Consider the following 18,926-nt stretch of genomic DNA (forward strand, 5'->3'; position numbering starts at 1 on the left):
ATGATGCTCGATGCGTGGAGGCAGCGATGACCGGACAGGCCGACAAGCTCCTTGAAGCGCTGCGTGCCTCCGTGAAGGAAACCGAGCGGCTGCGACAGCGGAACCGCCAGCTCGTCTCGGCGGCCTCGGAACCGCTGGCGATCGTCGGCATGAGCTGCCGCTACCCCGGGGGCGTGACGACCCCCGAGGAACTGTGGGAGCTGCTCGCCGCCGGCGGGGACGCGATCTCCGGGTTCCCGGACGACCGCGGCTGGGACACCGAGGGCGTCTACGACCCCGACCCCGACCACCAGGGCACGTCCTACGTGGTCGAAGGCGGGTTCCTGCGGGACGCGGCCGGCTTCGACGCCGGGTTCTTCGGGATCTCGCCGCGTGAGGCGCTGGCGATGGACCCGCAGCAGCGGCTGCTGCTGGAGACGTCCTGGGAGGCGCTGGAGCGGGCCGGGGTCGACCCGGCCTCGCTCCGGGGCTCGCAGACCGGCGTGTTCGTCGGCGTCGCCCCCTCCGACTACGTCGCGCACCAGTCCCTGCAGACCATGGAGGGGCTCGACTGGCACCTCATGACCGGTGGTGCGGCCAGCGTGATGTCCGGCCGCATCTCCTACCTGCTCGGTCTGCAGGGGCCGGCGGTCTCCGTCGACACGGCGTGTTCGTCGTCGCTGGTGGCGCTGCACCTGGCCTGCCAGGCGGTGCGCGCCGGGGAGTGCTCGCTGGCGCTGGCGGGCGGTGTCACGGTCATGGCCACCACCATGGGCTTCGTCGGTTTCTCCCGGCAGCGCGGCCTGGCCGAGGACGGGCGTTGCAAGGCGTTCTCGGCCGACGCGGACGGCATGGGGATGGGCGAGGGCGCCGGCATGGTCGTCGTCGAGCGCCTGTCGGACGCGCTGCGCAACGGGCACAAGGTGCTCGCGGTGGTACGCGGTTCGGCCGTGAACCAGGACGGCGCGTCCAACGGTCTGACGGCGCCGAACGGCCCGTCCCAGCAGCGGGTGATCCGCGCGGCCCTGGCCAATGCGCGGATCTCGGCCGCCGACGTGGACGCGGTCGAGGCGCACGGCACGGGCACCACGCTGGGCGACCCGATCGAGGCGCAGGCGCTGCTCACCACCTACGGCCAGGACCGTCCGGAGGGACGGCCGCTGCTGCTGGGGTCGGTGAAGTCCAACATCGGCCACTCCCAGCAGGCGGCGGGTGTCGCCGGTGTGATCAAGATGGTGCTGGCCCTCCAGCACGAGCAACTGCCGAAGACCCTGCACGCGGACGTGCCGTCGCCGCACGTCGACTGGACGGAAGGCGAGGTCCGGCTGCTGACCGAGGCCGTGCCGTGGCCGGCCGGTGAGCGGGCCCGCCGGGCCGGGGTGTCCTCGTTCGGCCTGAGCGGTACCAACGCGCACATCATCCTGGAGGAGGCCCCGGCCGGGGGCGCCGAGCCCCAGGAGGGTGACACCCCGGCGACGGCGCCGGTGGTGTCGGGGGCGGACGCCTGGCTGGTGTCGGGCCGCACGGCCGAGGGGCTGACGGCGCAGGCGGAGCGGCTGCACGCGTGGGTGTCGGCACGGCCGTCGGTGGAGCCGACGGAGGTGGCGTGGTCGCTGGCGACGACGCGGTCGGTGTTCGAGCACCGGGCGGTCGTGCTGGGCGGCGGGCGCGGCGAGCTGGTGGCCGGGTTGGAGAGTCTGGCGGCCGGTGTGCCGTCGGGTGCGGTGGTGTCGGGTGTGGCCCGGCCGGGTGCGCGGGTGGTGTTCGCGTTCGCGGGGCAGGGTTCGCAGTGGGTCGGGATGGGGCGTGAACTGGCGGCGTGCAGCCCGGTGTTCGCGGCGCGCCTCGCGGAGTGCGAGGCGGCGCTGGCGCCTTATGTGGAGTGGTCGCTGGCCGATGTCCTCTCGGGTGTAACGGAGTTGAAGGCGGCTGACGTGGTGCAGCCGGCGTTGTGGGCGGTGATGGTGTCGCTGGCGGCGGTCTGGGAGGCCGCCGGTGTCGCGCCGGACGCCGTGGTCGGTCACTCGCAGGGCGAGATCGCGGCGGCGACGGTGGCCGGGATGCTGTCGCTGGAGGACGGTGCGCGCGTCGTGGCGCTGCGTTCGCGGTCGCTGAAGGTCCTGGCGGGCCTCGGTGGCATGTTGTCGGTGAGCCGGTCGGCCGCGGTGGTGGAGGAGCGGATCGCGCGCTTCGGTGAGCGGCTGTCGCTTGCGGCGGTCAACGGGCCGTCCGCGGTGGTGGTTTCGGGTGAGCCCGAGGCCCTGGAGGAGTTGAAGGCCGAGTTCGAGGCGGAGGGCGTCCGGGCCCGGATGGTCGCGGTGGACTACGCCTCGCACTCGGCCCAGGTCGACCGCCTCGAAGCGGAGATCACCGAGGTCCTGGCCGGTATCGCCCCGCGCCGGGGCCGGATCCCGATGGTGTCCGCGATGACCGGGGAGACGCTGACCGGCGAGGAGCTGGACCCCGCCTACTGGTACGGCAGCCTGCGCGCCACGGTCCACTTCGACCGCGCGGTGCGCACCCTGGCGGGCCAGGGCCACCAGGTCTTCGTCGAGGTGACTCCGCACCCGGTGCTGCTGGGCGCGATGAACGACACGCTCGAAGAGGTCGCGCTGGACTCCGCCGCGCTGCCGGCGGCCGTCTGCGGCACGCTGCGCCGCGACGACGGCGGTGCCCAGCGCCTGCTGGCCTCACTCGCCGAGGCCTTCGTCAACGGTGCCCCCGTGGACTGGCGCACGGTGCTCCCGGCCGCCGAGTCGGTGGAGCTGCCCACCTACGCCTTCCAGCACGAGCAGTTCTGGCCGCCGGCTGCGGCGCCGTCCCTCGGTGGGGACGCGGTCTCGCTCGGCCTGGGCGCGGTCGGTCACCCGCTGCTGGGCGCGGCCGTCGAACTGGCCGGCGGCGCGGGGCTGGTCTGCACCGGGCGGCTGTCCGTGCGGACGCACCCCTGGCTGGCCGACCACGTGGTCGGAGGGGTCGCGCTCCTGCCGGGGACCGGCTTCGTCGAGATGGTGGTCCGGGCCGGTGACCAGGTGGGGTGCGGCCTGCTGGAGGAGCTGACGCTCCAGGCGCCGCTGATCTTCCCGGCGGACGGTTCCGGTGTGCAGGTCCAGGTCGTGGTGGCCGCCGCCGATGCGGACGGTCGTCGGACGGTCGAGGTGTTCTCCCGCCCGGATGCCGCCGACGCGCAGCAGGCGTGGCTCCAGCACGCGAGCGGTCTGGTCGCCCATGTCGGTGAACCCGCGCTCGCCGAGGAGGACTTCGCGGTCTGGCCTCCGCGCGGGGCCACGGCGGTGGACGTCAGCGGTATGTACGAGGCGCTGGCCGGGACGCCCTACGGCTACGGCCCGGCGTTCCGGGGGCTGCGCGCGGTGTGGCGCCGGGGCGACGAGCTCTTCGCGGAGGTCGCGCTACCCGAGGGCGTGGCCGCCGATGCGGGTGCGTTCGGTCTGCACCCGGCGCTGCTGGACGGCGTGTTGCACGCCAGCGCCCTGGTCGGAGGTTCCGAGGAGGGCGAGCCCGGGCAGGTGCGGTTGCCGTTCGCGTGGACGGGTGTCGAGCTGCACGCGGCGGGTGCGTCCGTGCTGCGGGCCCGGCTGCGCCGGGATGCGCAGGGCAGTCTGGTGCTGACGGCGGCGGATGCCACGGGTGCTCCGGTGGTCTCCGTCGAGTCGCTGATCACCCGTCCGGTGGCGGCCGACCAACTGAACTCCGCTGCCTCGACGGTGGCGGATGCCCTGTTCACCGTCGAGTGGGCACCGATCACCGGGGCCGAGGCTCCGGCGGGGGCGTGGGCGCTGATCGGTGCCGACCGCTTCGGCCTCGCCGAGGCGCTGGAGGCCTCCGGCGTTCCGGTCAGCTCGTTCACGGACCTGGCCGGCTTGGCCGCCGCCACCGAGGCGGGGGAGATCGAGCCCGCCCTGGTGCTGGCCTGCGCCGGTGACCAGGGCAGTGACAACCCGGCGCGGGCGGCCGCGCGGGTGACCGGTGAGGTGCTCGGCCTGGTCCAGGCCTGGCTGGCCGAGGAGCGTCTGGCCGAGGCCCGGTTGGTGGTCGTCACCCGCGGAGCCGTCGCTGCCGCGGCCGGTGAGCGGGTCGCCGATCTGCCCGCCGCCGCCGTCTGGGGCCTGCTGCGCTCGGCGCAGTCGGAGAACCCCGGCCGACTCGTCCTGGTCGACCTGCCCGCCGGTGAGTCCGGTACGCCCGCCACGGTGCTGCCGTCGGCGGTGGGCAGCGGTGAGTCCGAGCTGGTCGTCCGCGCCGACCAGGCCCACGGACGAAGGCTGGCGCGCCCGGCGGGCGAGCTGGCGGTGCCCGAGGGCCCGTGGCGGCTGGAGCCGGACGCCGGCGGCTCGCTGGAGGGGCTGACACCGGCGGCGGCGCCGCAGACGGGTGACCCGCTGGAGACCGGACAGGTCCGGGTGGCGGTCCACGCGGCCGGGCTGAACTTCCGCGACGTGCTGATCGGCCTGGGGATGTACCCGGGCGGCGGTGTGATGGGCAGTGAACTCGCCGGGACGGTGCTCGACCTCGGCCCCGAGGTGACCGGCCTCGCGGTCGGCGACCGGGTGATGGGTGTCGCCGCAGGCGGGTTCGGGCCGGTGGCGGTCACGGACGCCCGGCAGCTGGTGCGGATCCCGGAGGGCTGGACCTTCGCCGAGGCCGCGTCGGTGCCCGTGGCGTTCATGACGGCCTGGTACGCGCTGGTGGAGCTGGCCGAGGCCGAGGCCGGCCGGCGGGTGCTCGTGCACGCGGGCGCCGGTGGCGTCGGCATGGCGGCGGTGCAGCTCGCCCGGCACCTGGGCCTGGAGGTGTTCGCGACGGCGAGTCCGGCGAAGTGGCCGGTGCTGGCGGCGATGGGCCTGGACGAAGCGCACATCTCCTCGTCCCGCGATGCCGGGTTCGAGGCGGAGTTCCTCGCCGCCACCGGCGGCGCGGGTGTGGACATCGTGGTGAACTCCCTGGCGGGCGAGCTGACGGACGCCTCGCTTCGGCTGCTGCCGCGCGGTGGGGCCTTCGTCGAGATGGGCCGTACCGACCTCCGTGACGCGGAGGCCCTGGCGGCGCAGTACCCGGGGGTCTTCTACCGGCCGTTCGATCTCGGCGAGGCCGGGCCCGAGCGGATGGGCGCGATGCTCGGCCGGATCGTCGACCTGATGGCGGCGGGCGAGCTGACGCGGCTCCCGGTCCGGGCCTGGGACGTGCGGCGGGCGCGTGAGGCGTTCCGCTTCATGCAGCAGGCGCGCCACACCGGCAAGCTGGTCCTGACCGTCCCCGCCGAACTGCGCGCCCCCCGCCCATCCGGAGGGACGGCGCTGGTGACGGGTGGCACGGGCACGTTGGGCGGTCTGGTCGCGCGGCATCTGGTGACCGCGGCCCAGGCGGATGGTCTGGTGCTGACCAGTCGTTCCGGTCCGGCCGCCGCCGGGGTGGCCGTGCTGGCGGCGGAGTTGGCGCGGTCGGGTGCGTCGGTGGACGTGGTCGCCTGTGACACGGCGGACCGTGAGGCGCTGGCCGCGCTGCTGGCGGCGATTCCGGCGGGCCGTCCGCTGCGGAGCGTGATCCACACCGCCGGTGTCCTCGACGACGGGATCATCGCCTCCCTGACGCCCGAGCGGGTGGCCGCGGTGATGCGGCCTAAGGCCGACGGTGCCTGGCACCTGCACGAGCTCACCCGGGGTCTGGACCTGGAGCAGTTCGTGCTGTTCTCCTCGGCCGCGGCGACGTTCGGTGTCCCGGGTCAGGGCAACTACGTGGCGGCCAACGCGTTCCTGGACGCGCTGGCGGCCGACCGGCGGGCGGCCGGGCTGCCCGGCACCTCGCTGGCCTGGGGCCTCTGGGCGGAGGTCAGCGGCCTGACCGGGCAGCTCTCGGACTCCGACCGGGCCCGCCTGACCCGCGGTGGCGCCGTGGCACTGAGTGCGGACGAGGGGCTGGCCCTGCTGGACCGGGGGACCGCCCGCTCCGAGGCGCTGCTGGTGGCGACCCGGCTGGACCTCGCCGGGCTGCGCGCGCAGGCCGCGCGGAGCGCGGAGGTCCCGCCGCTCTGGCGGACCCTGGTCACGGCCGGGACCGGCCGGCGGACCGCCGCCTCGGGCGGCGTCGGCGCGGACTCGCTGCAACGGCAGCTGGCCGGCCTCTCCGAACAGGAGCGCACCCGGCTGCTCACCGACCTGGTCCGGACCCATGTGGCGGCCGTGCTGGGGCACAGCTCCGCCGAGGCCGTCGAGCCCGGCCGGGCCTTCACCGACCTGGGCTTCGACTCGCTCACCGCGGTCGAACTGCGCAACCGCCTGGGCACTGCGACCGGCCAGCGGCTGCCGGCCACCCTGGTCTTCGACTACCCCAACCCGGTCGCGCTGGCCGGTCACCTGCGGGCCCGGCTGCTCGGTGACGCCGAGCAGCCCGTGGACCTCCTGCCGGTCCGTCCGGCGGAAGCGGGATCCGACGAGCCGATCGCGATCGTCGGGATGGCCTGCCGGCTCCCCGGCGACGTGAACGACCCCGACGGGTTCTGGCAGCTGCTCACCACCGGGGCGGACGCGATCTCCCGCTTCCCGGACGACCGCGGCTGGAACGTGGAGGGCCTCTACGACCCGGACCCCGAGAGCGTCGGCACCTCCTACACCCAGGAGGGCGGCTTCGTCGCGGACGCCGGCGGCTTCGACGCCGGGTTCTTCGGGATCTCGCCGCGTGAGGCGCTGGCGATGGACCCGCAGCAGCGCCAGCTGCTGGAGACGTCCTGGGAGGCGCTGGAGCGGGCCGGGATCGACCCCGCGACGCTGCGCGGCAGCCAGACCGGCGTCTTCGTCGGCGGGTTCGCGTCGGCCTACGGGCTCGGACTGGCGACCGGCGGCGAGGGAGCCGAAGGGCACCTGACGACCGGCTTCGCGACGAGCGTGATGTCCGGCCGGGTGTCCTACACACTGGGCCTGGAGGGCCCGGCGGTGACCATCGACACCGCGTGCTCGTCCTCGCTGGTGGCGCTGCACCTGGCCACCCAGGCGATCCGCGCCGGGGAGTGCTCGATGGCGCTCGCCGGCGGGGCCACCGTGATGGCGACCCCCGACGGCATCGTCGGCTTCAGCCAGCAGCGCGGTCTCGCGGTGGACGGCCGCTGCAAGGCCTTCTCGGCCGACGCGGACGGCATGGGCTTCGCCGAGGGCGCCGGCATGGTGGTCCTGGAGCGGCTCTCGGACGCGCGGCGCAACGGGCACCGGGTGCTCGCCGTGGTGCGCGGCTCGGCGGTGAACCAGGACGGTGCGTCCAACGGTCTGACGGCGCCGAACGGTCCGTCCCAGCAGCGGGTGATCCGCGCGGCGCTGGCGAATGCGCGCCTCACGGCCGCCGATGTGGACGCCGTCGAGGCGCACGGGACGGGTACCAGGCTGGGTGACCCGATCGAGGCGCAGGCGCTGCTGGCGACCTACGGTCAGGACCGTGGTGCCCAGAAGCCACTCTGGCTGGGGTCGGTGAAGTCCAACATCGGGCACACCCAGGCGGCCGCCGGTGTGGCGGGTGTGATCAAGATGGTGCTGGCGTTGCAGCACCAGGAGCTGCCGAGGACGCTGCACGCGGACGAGCCGTCGCCGCACGTGGACTGGTCCGCCGGTGAGGTGGAGCTGCTGACCGAGGCGGCGCCCTGGCCGGTGGGGGAGCGGCCGCGTCGGGCCGGTGTGTCCTCGTTCGGGATCAGCGGCACCAACGCGCACGTCCTGCTGGAGGAGGCGCCCGCCGAGGCCGGTAACGCGACCGACGCGGAGCCGGTCGAGCCGGCCGCTGCCCCGTCGGTGGTCGAACCCGGCGGGGTCGCGGCCTGGGCGGTGTCGGGGCGTTCCGCCCAGGGGCTGACGGCGCAGGCGGAGCGGCTGCACGCGTGGGTGTCGGCGCGGCCGTCGGTGGAGCCGGCGGAGGTGGCGTGGTCGCTGGCGACGACGCGGTCGGTGTTCGAGCGCCGGGCGGTCGTGCTGGGCGGCGGGCGCGGCGAGCTGGTGGCCGGGTTGGAGAGTCTGGCGGCCGGTGTGCCGTCGGGTGCGGTGGTGTCGGGTGTGGCGCGGCCGGGTGCGCGGGTGGTGTTCGCGTTCGCGGGGCAGGGTTCGCAGTGGGTCGGGATGGGTCGTGAACTGGCCCTGTCGAGCCAGGTGTTCGCGGCGCGGTTGGCGGAGTGCGAGGCGGCGCTGGCGCCGTATGTGGACTGGTCACTGGGCGATGTCCTGGCGGGTGTGCCGGAGTTGACGGCGGCGGATGTCGTCCAGCCCGCGCTGTGGGCGGTGATGGTGTCGCTGGCGGCGGTCTGGGAGGCAGCCGGTGTCGTGCCGGACGCCGTGGTCGGTCACTCGCAGGGCGAGATCGCGGCGGCGACGGTGGCCGGGATGCTGTCGCTGGAGGACGGTGCGCGCGTCGTGGCGCTGCGTTCGCGGTCGCTGAAGGTGCTGGCGGGCCTCGGCGGGATGTTGTCGGTGAGCCGGAGCGCCGCGGTGGTGGAGGAGCGGATCGCCCGGTTCGGTGAGCGGCTGTCGCTGGCGGCGGTCAACGGGCCGTCGGCGGTGGTGGTTTCGGGTGAGCCCGAGGCGCTGGAGGAGTTGAAGGCGGAGTTCGAGGCGGAGGGTGTCCGGGCTCGGATGGTCGCGGTGGACTATGCCTCGCACAGTGCGCAGGTGGACCGTCTCGAAGCGGAGATCACCGAGGTCCTGGCCGGTATCGCGCCGCGCCGGGGCCGGATCCCGATGGTCTCGGCGATGACCGGCGAGACGCTGACCGGCGAGGAGCTGGACCCCGCCTACTGGTACGGCAGCCTGCGCGCCACGGTCCACTTCGACCGGGCGGTGCGCACGCTCGCCGGTCAGGGCCACCAGCTGTTCGTCGAGGTGACTCCGCACCCGGTGCTGCTGGGCGCGATGAACGACACGCTCGAAGAGGTCGCCCAGGAGGCCGGCCCGGGCATCGTGCCCGCCGCCGTCTGCGGCACCCTGCGCCGCGACGAGGGCGGTGTGACCCGGCTGGTCACCTCGCTCGCCGAGGCCTTCGTCAACGGCGCCTCCGTGGAGTGGACTTCCGTCCTCCCCGCCGCCGAGCGGATCGAGCTGCCGACGTACGCCTTCCAGCACGAGCGGTACTGGCCGCGTGCGGCCGGACCGGCCCTGGGCGGGGACGCGGTCTCACTCGGTCTGGGTGCGGTCGGTCACCCGCTGCTGGGTGCGGCGGTCGAACTGGCCGGCGGTGCGGGCCTGGTCTGCACCGGGCGGCTGTCGCTGCGGACGCACCCGTGGCTGGCCGATCACGCGATCGGTGGGGCGGTGCTCCTACCGGGGACCGGCTTCGTCGAGATGGTGGTCCGGGCCGGTGACGAACTCGGTTGCGGCCTGCTGGAGGAGCTGACGCTTCAGGCGCCGCTGGTGCTGCCCGCCGACGGTGGCGGGGTGCAGGTCCAGGTGGTGCTGGCCGAGGCGGACGACGACGGCCGTCGGACGGTCGAGGTGTTCTCCCGTCCCGACGGGCAGGAGGAGTGGGCGCAGCACGCCGACGGCGTCCTCGCTCCCGCCGGGGAGGCGCCGGTCGCGGAGGAGGACTTCGCGGTCTGGCCTCCGCACGGGGCCACGGCGGTGGACGTCAGCGGTGTGTACGAGGACGCGGCCGACGGGCCGTACGGCTACGGGCCGGCGTTCCAGGGCTTGCGGGCCGCCTGGCGCCGGGGCGACGAGGTCTTCGCGGAGGTCGCGCTGCCGGACTCGGTGGCCGCCGATGCGGGGGCGTTCGGTCTGCACCCGGCGCTGCTGGACGGCGTGTTGCAGGCCAGTGCGCTGGTGTCGGAGGCCGGGGACGAGGTGCGGTTGCCGTTCGCGTGGACGGGTGTCGAGCTGCACGCGGCGGGTGCGTCCGTGCTGCGGGCCCGGCTGCGCCGGGATGCGCAGGGCAGTCTGGTGCTGTCGGCGGCGGATGCCACGGGTGCGCCGGTGGTCTCCGTCGAGTCGCTGATCACCCGTCCGGTGTCGGCCGAGCAACTCCGGTCGAAGGATGCCGGGGTGGCGGATTCCCTGTTCACCGTCGAGTGGGCCCCGATCACAGGGGCCGAAGCTCCGGCCGGGGCGTGGGCGCTGATCGGCGCCGACCGCTTCGGCCTCGCCGAGGCGCTGGACGCCTCCGGCGTTCCGGTCCGCTCGTTCACGGACCTGGCCGGTCTGGCCGCCGCCACCGAGGCGGGGGAGATCGAGCCCGCCCTGGTGCTGGCCTGTGCCGGTGACCAGGCGGAGGGCGACAACGCGGCCGAGGCCGCCCGCCGGGCGACCGGAGACGCCCTGGGCCTGGTCCAGGCCTGGCTGGCCGAGGAGCGTCTGGCCGAGGCCCGGTTGGTGGTCGTCAGCCGGGGGGCTGTCGCTGCGGCGGCCGGTGAGCGGGTCGCCGATCTGCCCGCCGCCGCCGTCTGGGGCCTGCTGCGCTCGGCGCAGTCGGAGAACCCCGGCCGACTCGTCCTGGTCGATCTGCCGACCGGCGCGGGCGCCGAGCAGATCGCCGTCCTTCCGACGGCACTCGCCACCGGCGAGCCGGAACTCGCCGTTCGCGGCACCCTGGCCCACGGACGACGGCTGACGCGTCCATCCCGTTCCACGGAGGCAGTTGAACAGCTGCCGGGCCGCCCATCCGGGGGGACGGCGCTGGTGACGGGTGGCACGGGCACGTTGGGCGGTCTGGTCGCGCGGCATCTGGTGACCGCGGGGCGGGCGGACGGTCTGGTGCTGACCAGTCGTTCCGGTCCGGCGGCTGCCGGGGTGGCCGTGCTGGCGGCGGAGTTGGCGCGGTCGGGTGCGTCGGTGGACGTGGTCGCCTGTGACACGGCGGACCGTGAGGCGCTGGCCGCGCTGCTGGCGGCGGTTCCGGCGGGGCGTCCGCTGCGGAGCGTGATCCACACCGCCGGTGTCCTGGACGACGGGATCATCGCGTCGTTGACGCCCGAGCGGGTGGCCGCGGTGATGCGGCCGAAGGCCGACGGTGCCTGGCACCTGCACGAGCTCACCCGGGGTCTGGATCTGGACCGGTTCGTGCTGTTCTCCTCGGCCGCGGCGACGTTCGGTGTCCCGGGTCAGGGCAACTACGTGGCGGCCAACGCGTTCCTGGACGCGCTGGCGGCCGACCGGCGGGCGGCCGGGCTGCCCGCCACCTCGCTGGCCTGGGGCCTCTGGGCGGAGGTCAGCGGCCTGACCGGGCAGCTCACCGACGCCGAGCGGTCCCGGATGACCCGGAGCGGGACCAGCGGGCTGAGCGCGGCCGAGGGCCTGGCCCTGATGGACCTGGCGCTCGGCCGGGACGAGGCGGTGCTGGTACCGGCCCGGCTGGACCTGGCCGGGCTGCGGTCCCAGGCGGCCCGCACCGGTGACGTCCCGCCGCTCTGGCGGGCACTGGCCGGCCGACCGGCCCGGCGCACCGCCGCCGCCTCCGACGGGGCGGGCGCGGACTCGCTGCGGCAGCGGCTCGCCGCACTGCCCGCCGCGGACGGCGACCGGATGCTGCTGGACCTGGTCCGGGCGCACGTGGCGGCCGTGCTGGGGCACAGCTCCGCCGAGGCCGTCGAGCCCGGCCGGGCCTTCACCGACCTGGGCTTCGACTCGCTCACCGCCGTCCAGTTGCGCAACCGCCTCACCACCGGGACCGGACTGCGGCTGCCGGCCACCCTGGTCTTCGACTACCCCAACCCGGCCGTGCTGGCCGGGCACCTGCGGGGCCGGCTCGGCGGCGGAGCCTCGGCGGTCGTGGCACCGCCGGCCCCGGTCGGGGCGGCGGCCCACGACGAGCCGATCGCGATCGTCGGCATGAGCTGCCGGTTCCCGGGCGGCGTGACGGGGCCCGAGGACCTCTGGCGGATGATCTCCGAGGGGCAGGACGCGATCTCGCCGTTCCCCGCCGACCGCGGCTGGGACCTGGACTCCCTCTACGACCCGGACGCCGCGCACATCGGCACCTCGTACACCCAGGCGGGCGGGTTCGTGCAGGACGCCAGCGCCTTCGACGCCGGGTTCTTCGAGATCAGCCCGCGTGAGGCGCTGGCCATGGACCCGCAGCAGCGGCTGCTCCTGGAGCTGTCCTGGGAGGCCATCGAGGGGGCCGGGATCGACCCGGTGTCCCTGCGCGGCAGCCAGACCGGCACCTTCGTGGGCGGCTACACCTCCGGCTACGAGATGAGCGTGCTGGCACACGGCGGCGCGGAGGCCGAGGGCCACCTGATGACCGGGATCGCGACCAGCATCCTGTCCGGCCGGCTGGCCTACACCTTCGGCCTGGAGGGGCCGGCGGTCACGGTCGACACGGCGTGCTCGTCGGCGCTGGTGGCGCTGCACCTGGCGGCCCAGGCACTACGGTCCGGCGAGTGCACGATGGCGCTCGCCGGGGGCGTGACGATCATGGCCACGCCGGGGACGTTCGTCGAGTTCTCCCGCCAGCGCGGGCTGGCCCCGGACGGCCGCTGCAAGGCGTTCGCCGCCGCGGCGGACGGCACCGGTTTCGCCGAGGGCGCGGGCGTGCTGGTGGTCGAGCGGCTGTCCGACGCACAGCGCAACGGGCACCGGGTGCTCGCCGTGCTGCGGGGCAGCGCGACCAACCAGGACGGCGCGTCCAACGGTCTGACCGCCCCCAACGGGCCTTCGCAGCAGCGGGTGATCCGGGCCGCGCTGGCCAACGCCGGCGTCCGCGCCGACGAGGTCGACGTGGTGGAGGCGCACGGCACGGGCACCAGGCTGGGCGACCCGATCGAGGCCCAGGCACTACTCGCCACCTACGGCCAGGACCGGCCGGAGGACCGGCCGCTCTGGCTGGGGTCGGTGAAGTCCAACATCGGACACACCCAGGCCGCGGCCGGCATCGCCGGAGTGATCAAGATGGTGCTCGCCCTGCGGCACGGCCGGATGCCCGCCACGCTGCACGTCGACGAGCCCACGCCGCAGGTCGACTGGACGGAGGGCCGGGTGCGGCTGCTGACCGAGCCGGTGCCGTGGCAGCCGAACGGGCGGCCGCGCCGAGCGGGCGTCTCCTCCTTCGGGATCAGCGGTACCAACGCGCACGTCATCGTGGAGGAGGCCCCCGCGCCGGCCGCGCCCGTCGCCCCCGCCGCCCCGTCGGCAGCGCCGGCGGTGGTGCCGTGGGTGCTGTCCGGGCGGACCGAGGAGGCGCTGCGGGCCCAGGCCGGGCGGCTGCGCGACTTCCTCCTCGACCGGCCGGACGCGGACCCGGTGGACATCGGGTTCTCCCTGGCCACCACGCGCACGGTCTTCGACCACCGGGCGGTCGTGCTGGGCGCGGACCGGGACGGCCTGCTCGCGGGCCTCGCGGTGGCCGCCGCCGGCGTGCCGACCAGGGACGTGCTGACCGGCACCGCGACGGCGGGCCACCGGCCCGTGTTCGTCTTCCCCGGCAGCGAGTCCCGGTGGCTCGGCTGCGCCGCCGCGCTGCTGGACGAGGCGCCGGTCTTCGCGGACCGGATCGCCGCGTGCGAGCGGGACCTGGCCCCGTACGTGGACTGGAAGGTCACCGAGGTGCTGCGGGAGGGCCCGGCCGGTCCGGCGCTCGACCGCCCCGAGGTCCTCCAGCCGGTGCTCTGGGCGGTGATGGTGTCGCTGGCCGCGCTGTGGCGCTCGGCGGGCGTCCACCCGGCGGCCGTCGCGGGCCACGCGGTGGGCGAGGTCGCGGCCGCCCAGGTGGCCGGTGTGCTGTCACCGGCGGACGCGGCCCGGATCGCGGTGCTGACCGGCCGGTCGGCGGCCGGCGCGGCCGCCGACCGGGCGGAACTCGCCGCCGTCCGCCCGCGGGCGGGCACGGTGCCGCTGTTCTCCACCCGGGCGATGGCCTGGGCCGAGGGCGCCGGGCTGGGCGCCGACCACTGGGTCCGGAGCCCGCAGGACACCCTGCCGGCCGAGGAGTTGGCGGCGGCCCTGGCCGACGGCGGCTTCGGTGCGTACATCGAGGTCAGCGCCGACCCGGTACTCACCGCGGCCCTCGCCCGGGCCCTGGACGACCGGGGCCTGCGGGCCGGGGCGGGCGCCACCGTCACCGGGACGCTGCGCCACGGGGAAGGGGGCCTGCGGTCGTTCACGGCCGGTCTGGCCGCCCTCCACGTCCTCGGTGTCCCCGTGGACTGGTCCGCGGTCCTGGGCGGCGGGCGCCACGTCGACCTGCCGACGTACGCGTTCCAGCGACAGCCCTACTGGCCGCAGCCGCCGGCCCGCAGGCCCGGCACCGAACCGGTCGCGGCCGGCTCCGCCACCCCGGGCGAGCAGCGCTTCTGGGCCGCGCTGGAGGGCGGGGACATGGCCGCCCTGGCCGAAGTCCTCGGCCTGGCCGAGCCGTTGCGGGAGGACATGCCGCTGGGCACGGTGCTGGCGCGGCTCTCGACCTGGCGTCAGCAGGAACGCGAGCAGGCGCCGCTCGACGGCCCCGACGGGTCCGCCGACGGCTCCGGCGACCTCGACTGGCTCCGGCAGCTGGCCGGCCTCGGCGAGGCGGAGCAGCGGGAGCTGGTGCTCGACCTGCTCCGCCAGGAGATCGCCACGATGCTCGGCTACGCGTCGGTCGACTCGGTCCGCCCGAACGGCGACGTGTTCGAGATGGGCATGACGTCCATGTCGGCCGTTCAACTGCGGGAAAGAATTACCGGGCTGACCGGCCTTAAGCTGCCGGAGGGCTTCATCTATGACCTCTATCTGCCGGAAGCGATCGCGGATTTCCTGCTCGGCGAGCTGACGGCGGTCCTCCGGGAAAGCGCCGACGGGCAATGAGCCGACGAGCAATGAGCCGGCGGGCCATGAGCCGGGGGCCGATGAGCGGCCCCCGGCGATCCGGGGCCGTGCCGGTGTCCGACCGGTTCTTCGAGGAAATGTTCCACGGGCTGTGCCGCAGGGAAACCAGCCGTCCGACTCCGAAGATGGGATGAGAAAGTGCCGAACGAGAACGCCTGGAGCGTCATAACCGCCCCGACGTCGAAGTCCCTTGTTCTCGGAATCGATTTCCCCGCCGCCGGGCGGCGCGAGGCCGGATTCGAGGACCTCGCACGGAAGATGGGCCCGGCCTGGGCCGGGCACGGGTTCCTGCAGACCACGCCCCCGCCGGTCCGCCTGGCCGACCGCCCGGCCGGCGACTACTACACCGAGCACTGGCTGAACGCCGGCGAGTGGGAGAAGTACGAGGTGGTGGCCGTGCTCGGCTACTGCGTCGGCGGCGTCTACGCCGGTGAGATCGCCGACCGCCTGGCGCAGCGTCAGGGCACCGCGCCCAAGGTGATCCTGTTCGACCCGCAGGTCACCGACCTGCAGCTGCTGGAGTCCGAGATCCACAAGATGATCGCGCTGGCCGGCCCGGTCTTCACCGCGGAGGAGGCGGAGCACGCCCGCGAGCGGGCCGCCGAGATCGTCGGGACCCCGTCGATCGGCCTGCTCGACGCCGCCGTCGAGATCGTCGGCCTCTACCGCGAGATGGCCTCCATCGCCTTCCGGCGGATCGGTCTCGCCGACGCCCGCCGGGACGAGGTCGTGCTGCTCTTCGAGTCGTACATGACGTGGCTCTCCGCCGCCTCCCAGATCGACCCGAGCCGGGCCTGGGGCGAGGCGCTCGCCGTCACCTCCTCCGACTACGCGGAGCTGGAGCGGACCGGCGCGGCGACGGTGGTCAACGCCAGCAAGGTGCTGGGCCGGCGGCTCTCGCTGGAGATCGGCCACGTCGACCTCCTGCGGGACGACTCGACGGTCCGGCTCCTCCTCGACAACGCCGAATTCTGAGGGCGATGAACTCCGACCTGGGCGCGTCCGGCCGGCCGCCGGAACCGGACCGCGCGAACGCACCGACGAACGCCCCGACTACCGCGACGACGAACGCACCGGCGACCTCGGCGTCGACCGCGACGACGAGCAAGGAGAAGGCCCTCTGGCTGCTGGAGCAGCTGGTCCCGGAGACCGGGGTCAACAACCTGGGGCTGGCCCTCCAGGTGAGCGGGCGGCTGCGGCCGGACGCGCTGCGGGCGGCCCTGGCGATCGTGGTCGGCCGGTACGAGGTGCTGCGGACGGTCTACCGCACCACCGGGGCGGACCTGGTCAAGGAGGTCGTCCCCGCGAGCGGGTTCGCCGTGGAGATCGAGCCGCTCGACCTGTCGGGCGACTCGGTGGAGCGGCAGCTGACCGCGTTCGCGGACCGGCCGTTCCGGCTCGACGGCCGGCCGCTGGTCAGGATCGGGCACGCCGTCCGTCCGGACGGCGACGTGCTCTGCGTGGCCGTGCACCACCTGGTCTTCGACATGGTCTCGGTGGCCCTGTTCCTCCAGGCGTTCATCCCGGTCTACGACGCGATCGCGGCGGGCCGGCCGGTGCCGCCGCAGGCCACCGCACCGGCCCCGGCGCTCGCCGAGCCCGAGCCGCGGCCCGCCGACCTCGCCTACTGGCGGGAGACCCTGGAGGGCTTCGACCCGGCCGGGCTGGAGCTGTGGTGCGGCACCCCGCGCGACCGGCAGCCGCGGCTGCGGGGCGAGACCGCGAGCCGCGCGCTCTCCCCCGGGGCGCAGCAGGCCGTGCTGCAGTTGCAGCGCGCGGTCAGGGCGCCGCTCGGCGCGGTGATGCTGGCCGCCTACGCGGCCCTCCTCGCGGCGCACGGCGCCGGACCGGACCTCGTCATCGGCTCCCCGGTCAACGTCCGCGGGGCGAACACCGCCGCCATCGGCTACCACGTCAACGTCGTGCCGATCCGGATCCGGGTGGACCTCGCCGAGGGCTTCCGGGCGCTGGCCCGGCAGGCCCGGGACGCGTTCCTCGGGGCGATGGCGCACGCCGACACCCCGGTCGACGAGCTGACCGGGGAGCTGCCGGGGATCGGTACGTCCTGGCAGACCCAGCTCTTCCGGCACCTGTTCAACTTCCTGCCCGAGGCGCCGGCCGGCGAGCTGTCGGTCGGCGGCATGGCGGCCCGGGTGCTGACGGTGGAGAACCCGCACAGCAAGTTCGACCTGGAGCTGGTCGGCTCGCCGTCCCGGGCGGAGATCGTGTTCCGCCACTCCGAGACGCTGGCCCCGGCCGAGGTCGAGGCGATGCTGGACCGGTTCGACGCCCTGCTGGTCGCGGCCGCGCAGGACCCGGACCGGCCGCTCGCCGGGACGGCGGGCTGGAGCGACGCCGACCGCCGGGCCGTCGACCGGGCCGACGGGACGGCCGAGCCGGCCGTGCGCCCGACGGTGCCCGCGGCGTTCCGGGCCTGGGCGGAGAAGACGCCCGAGGCCCCGGCCGTGACCGACGGCGACCACGGCGTCGACTACCGGCAGGTGGACGGGGCGGCTTCCGCCGTCCGCGCGCTGCTGGCCGGGGCCGGCATCGGGCCGGGCGACACGGTGGCGATCGCCGTGCCGCGGCGCGAGGCCGCGGCCGCCGCCCTCGGCGTCTGGCGGGCCGGCGCCGTCTGCCTGCCGCTCGACGCCGGACACGACCCGTCCTGGCTGACCCGGCAGCTCACCCACGCGCGGGCGAAGGCCGTCCTCACCGGCACGGGTGTCCGGCTGCCCGACGGCGCCGACCTGCCGCCGGTCCTGACGGCGGCCGACGCCCCCGCGCCCGCCCCTGCGCCCGGTCCCGCCGGACCGGCCGCGGACGGCGAACCGACCGCGCCCGCCTGCGTGTTCTACACCTGCGGGGAGGCCGGAGAACCGGTCGCCGCCGTGCTCAGCCACGCGGGCCTCGCGGACGCGGTCGGCCACTTCGCGGCCGAGCTCGGCGTCGGGCCCGGCACCGGTGTGCCGACGCTCGCCGCGCCGGCCGGCTTCGACGCGCTCTTCGAGACGTTCCTGGCGCTGGGCGCGGGCGGCCGCTGCGTGGTCCTGCCCGACGGCGCCCGGACCGACGTGACCGCCCTCCGGGCCGCCGCCGACGGGCTCGACGCGATCGTCGCCGTCGTCCCGCCGGGCACCCCGGCCCGCCTCCTGGGGGACCCGGCCGGGCAGCTGCCCGGGCTGACGGTGCTGGCCAGGGGCGACGAGCTGACCGCCGAGGTGGCGGAGCGGCTCCTCGCGGCCGGCTGCCGACTGCACAGCGGCCTCTGCCTTCCGGGGACCACCGGCTGGGCGCTGTCCGGCCGGGTGGAGAGCCCCGACGGGCTGACCCGGGGGCGGCCGGTGGCCGGTACCCGGGCCTTCGTCACCGCCCCCGACGGGCGCGAGCTGCCCGTCGGACTGCGTGGTGAACTCCGCCTCGCGGGAACGGCTTGGGCCCCGAGCGGGCCGGACGGTCCGGCGGTCGCGACCGACGCACGGTACGGGCCCCACCACCGCACCGGCGAACTCGCCCGCCGGCGGTCCGACGGGGCGATCGAGTGGCTCGGCCGGGCCGACCGCCGGGTCACCACCGAGGACGGCCCGGTGGACCTCGGCCGCGTGGAGGCCGACCTGCTCGGCCGGGCCGGGGTGACGGCGGCCGCCGCGCTGGCCGTGCCGCGGCCCGACGGCGGGCACACCGTCGTCGCCTTCGCCGAGACGACCACCGAGGCGTCCACCGCGACGACCACCGGGACAGTCGCCGACCCGGCCGTCGACAAAGTCGTCGACCCGGGCACGGCCACCGGCACCGGCGCCCCCGCCGGGTCCCGGCTGTTCGTCCGCCTGGCCGCGCTGCCCAGGACACCGGACGGCCGCCCCGACCACGAGGCCCTCCGCGCGCTGGCCCGCAAGGCCGTCGAGCAGGGCGCCGACCGGCCGGACCCGGCGGAGGACGACGCGCTCGTCCGCAGCCTCGTCGGGATCTGGGGGCAGCTGCTGAGCACCGGCGCCACGGCACAGACGAACTTCTTCGACTCGGGCGGCCACTCGCTGCTCGCGGCCGTCCTGGCGCAGCGGGTCGAAGAGCTCACCGGCAGGAACCTCGAACTCGCCGAGGTGTTCAAGCACCCGACCCCCGCCGCTCTCGCCGCGCTGCTGCGCGCCTGAGCGGCGGACCACACCG

2 protein-coding genes and 2 pseudogenes are annotated in these 18,926 nt (G+C 75.4%); all 4 read left to right on the forward strand.

Annotated elements, in window-relative coordinates:
• Nucleotides 1–71 precede the first annotated feature (71 nt).
• Nucleotides 72–13,763, forward strand: a pseudogene (locus tag ACZ4UX_RS20990) (SDR family NAD(P)-dependent oxidoreductase); the annotation flags it as partial.
• 483 nt (nt 13,764–14,246) lie between these two features.
• Nucleotides 14,247–14,738: pseudogene (locus ACZ4UX_RS20995) on the forward strand (acyl carrier protein); the annotation flags it as partial.
• A gap of 279 nt (nt 14,739–15,017) precedes the next feature.
• Entirely contained in the window at nt 15,018–15,734 is a 717-nt protein-coding gene (locus ACZ4UX_RS21000; protein ID WP_396492581.1) for a hypothetical protein, read from the forward strand.
• A gap of 5 nt (nt 15,735–15,739) precedes the next feature.
• Complete coding sequence (locus ACZ4UX_RS21005; RefSeq protein WP_465707771.1) at nt 15,740–18,910, forward strand: condensation domain-containing protein; 3,171 nt, start codon at nt 15,740–15,742, stop codon at nt 18,908–18,910.
• Nucleotides 18,911–18,926 lie beyond the last annotated feature (16 nt).

This window comes from Kitasatospora sp. NPDC028961 (assembly GCF_055564815.1).